Source organism: uncultured Shimia sp. (assembly GCF_913054185.1).
In the GTDB taxonomy this organism is placed as follows: Bacteria; Pseudomonadota; Alphaproteobacteria; order Rhodobacterales; family Rhodobacteraceae; genus Shimia.
In genome coordinates this window covers 1-2,751 of the sequence record NZ_CAJXIV010000171.1, presented here as the reverse complement: position 1 = coordinate 2,751, position 2,751 = coordinate 1, and the positions used below count along the sequence as shown (strand labels likewise).

Sequence of the window (2,751 nt, the reverse complement as noted above, 5' to 3'; positions counted from 1 at the left end):
CACGATCGATGTCGCCCGCTAAAACAACCGGCACATCGGCAGCCTGTGCAAAGCCCATATTGGCGATGTCACCTTGGCGCAGATTGACTTCCGCTGGACTGCCTGCGCCCTCAACAATCACCAGGTCATTGTTTGATTTCAGCCGGTTAAAGCTCTCCAAAACCGCGTCCATCAGCTGCGATTTCAGCGTCGCGTACTCCCGCGCCTTCACTGTAGTCAGCCGCTTGCCCTGCACCACAACTTGGCTACCCACATCGGTTTCCGGCTTCAACAGCACCGGATTCATGTCCACCGTTAACGCTTTGCCACAGGCCAGTGCCTGCAACGCCTGCGCTCGGCCAATCTCACCACCATCGCTGGTCACTGCGGCGTTGTTGGACATGTTCTGCGGCTTAAACGGCGCAACCGACAGCCCCCGCCGCGCCGCCGCTCGGCACAGCCCTGCCACCAACATCGACTTGCCAACGTTGGAGCCAGTGCCTTGAATCATAAGCGCTTTGGTCACGTCACACCTGCTTGGGCAAAAACGCTTCAACCGCCGCCGAGGCGATCACCAGCACGTTGCTGTCATCCGGATTGGTTACGTTCATGCCACCAAACACAGCCTTCACCTCGGCCCGACCTCGCGGTAATTTTTCCACGAGAGCCGCGCAATCCACCTTCTCCGGCTCCTGCACACCTACGGTCACCTGCACCCGCATCTCTTTGGGGTCTTTGCCCAGCGCGGCAAACATCGGGATCGCGGAATGGCGGATCGCATCCTCAATCGCCCGCGCGGCGGCCTTGGTGTAGTCCTGACCATATTGGTCGTTGCCCATGCCCATTTCGATGATGAAGCGCTGATCCTTCATGCCGCAACCTCCACATCCAAAGCCACAGAGATTGCGACATTGGCGATCACAGTTGGATTGCCGCCATCCTCCCGCGGCACATCCAAGCCGCCTTTCACTGGTTTTACAGTGACTTGGCCGTAGGGAAAGATCGCTGCAATCACATCTGTGTCGATCTTCTCAGGCTGCTGCACAGCCACTTCCACCGTGATGATCATCTCGGATTTGTCTTTGCCAAACAGTTCCGCGAGATTGATCGAGTTGTGCCACAACGCGTCTTTGACAGCGCGGCTTGCTGCTTCTGTATAGTCCAGTCGTCTCAGCGACGAGCCCATGCCAAATTCGATAAGAAGGCGTTTTATGCCCAATTCTTTCGAGCTCCAATTATTCTTCCTGCGGCGGACATTTTATGTCCAGTCTTACCATCCAATTTGCCAGCAACTCGAGATGTGGCGTCAGGTGATTTATCAATTCGTCTACCGCTTTTCGGGTCCTTTGGTCTATGGCTGTGACCGTTACGTTTTCTTGCGAATAGCACAAGCCATCCTCAAGCCAAAAAAGATCTGACAAGCCAAAGAGCACATCCGGCAATAAATGCGTCTCTTTGAAGTTTTCCAAGAATTCATATCGATTGGTGGTTCCACGGAGAAATTTGGAAGCCTCTGCCAACGCTTTTAGTTCAAGAGCGGTGTCCTCGCTGGCTGGCATAAGTAAACCTACTTCCATAAACGCTTTACCACAACACTCCAGAACCTCTAACTCCGAAAGCTCGTCCGAAGCTACGAGCACCGACACAGCTTCAAATGGGGCAGATGTCAAAAGTAATCTTTCAGCCCAAAGGGAAGCTAACTTTCGCACGTTTTTATTTAGCGCGTAGCCAGCAACTAGGTCCAAACACGTACCAACAAACGGATCCGCAACAAAGAACCTGAGTTGTTTGGGCGTCAAAACTCCACCCCAGCCTGCGCTTTGATGCCATCGCGGAACGGATGTTTCACCAAACTCATCTCAGTTACCAAATCCGCCGCTTCGATCAGCTCCGGCTTCGCATTGCGCCCTGTCAGTAAAACATGTGTCATGTCCGGCTTCTCGCTCAACAGGAAGTTGACGACATCGTCGATGTTCAGATAGTCGTTGCGCAGCGCGATGTTGATTTCGTCAAGCATTACAAAGCGGTTTGCCGGGTCGTGGATCAGCTCTTTCGCTAGTTCCCAGCCTGCTTCGGCTTTGGCAATGTCGCGTTCCCGGTCTTGGGTTTCCCAGGTAAAGCCTTCGCCGGACACGTGAAATTTCACTTCATCAGCAAAATGCTCCTCCAAAAACGCGCGTTCCCCTGTCGCCATCGCGCCCTTGATGAACTGCACCACTGCCACCGGCATCTCATGTGCGATGCAGCGCATGATCATGCCAAAGCCGGACGAGCTTTTGCCTTTACCAGGGCCCGTATGCACCATGATCAGACCTTTTTTTTCGGTCTTCGTGGCCATCATCCGATCCCGCGCCGCTTTGATTTTGGCCATCTTGGCCTTGTGACGCTCGTTATGTTCGACGCTATCAGACATGCTGCCTCTCCGTTCCGACTTGACTCGGGCGTGATGATTGCCCATTCGGGTGTCGCTGGTTCCTGCTCGCTTGAGCAGGTGAAAAGGGAATGTGAAACGGGTCCAACGTCAAGACCCAAAGCGCAGCCGCCCCCGCGACCGTGACCGGAGAGGTCCGCCAAACGCCACTGGAGATTTCCGGGAAGGCAGGCAGACCGCAGGCATCTGATGCCGAGATCCGCAAGCCGGGAGACCTGCCAGCAAAAATGACATAAACCGGACGGGGTGTTTCGGTGTCGGGCTCTCCAAAGATGTCCCGTGTTGCCCCGTCCCTGAAAAGGGACTGAATACAAATGGCTGACGCAACCGCGCCTGTCGAA

General features: G+C 54.7%; 5 protein-coding genes and 1 riboswitch. All 5 genes read right to left on the bottom strand.

Annotation, left to right across the window (positions count from 1 at the left end):
• Nucleotides 1–505 (bottom strand): cobyric acid synthase (locus QZ517_RS19985; RefSeq protein ID WP_294230817.1); only part of this gene is annotated, 505 nt, incomplete at its 3' end.
• A gap of 1 nt (nucleotide 506) precedes the next feature.
• A complete protein-coding gene (locus tag QZ517_RS19980) occupies nucleotides 507–851 on the bottom strand; it encodes a Lin0512 family protein (RefSeq protein ID WP_294230814.1) in 345 nt (114 codons plus the stop codon).
• Nucleotides 848–1,198 (bottom strand): Lin0512 family protein, encoded by a 351-nt coding sequence (locus QZ517_RS19975; protein WP_294230812.1) that lies wholly within the window; start codon nucleotides 1,196–1,198, stop codon nucleotides 848–850. Before QZ517_RS19975 ends, QZ517_RS19980 begins: the two co-directional genes overlap by 4 nt.
• Nucleotides 1,199–1,214: 16 nt before the next feature.
• Entirely contained in the window at nucleotides 1,215–1,778 is a 564-nt protein-coding gene (locus tag QZ517_RS19970) for a hypothetical protein (RefSeq protein WP_294230807.1), read from the bottom strand.
• The gene (cobO, locus tag QZ517_RS19965) at nucleotides 1,775–2,392 is read right to left on the bottom strand and encodes a cob(I)yrinic acid a,c-diamide adenosyltransferase (RefSeq protein ID WP_294230804.1); all 618 of its coding nucleotides are present in this window, start codon (nucleotides 2,390–2,392) and stop codon (nucleotides 1,775–1,777) included. Before cobO ends, QZ517_RS19970 begins: the two co-directional genes overlap by 4 nt.
• Before the next feature lie 39 nt (nucleotides 2,393–2,431).
• Nucleotides 2,432–2,648: riboswitch (cobalamin riboswitch) on the top strand.
• The last annotated feature ends 103 nt before the right edge of the window (nucleotides 2,649–2,751 follow it).

Bases quoted from the DNA above. Each gene is read 5' to 3' on its own strand.
- cobO (WP_294230804.1), bottom strand. From the start codon at position 2,392: ATGTCTGATAGCGTCGAACATAACGAGCGTCACAAGGCCAAGATGGCC.
- QZ517_RS19980 (WP_294230814.1), bottom strand. From the start codon at position 851: ATGAAGGATCAGCGCTTCATCATCGAAATGGGCATGGGCAACGACCAA.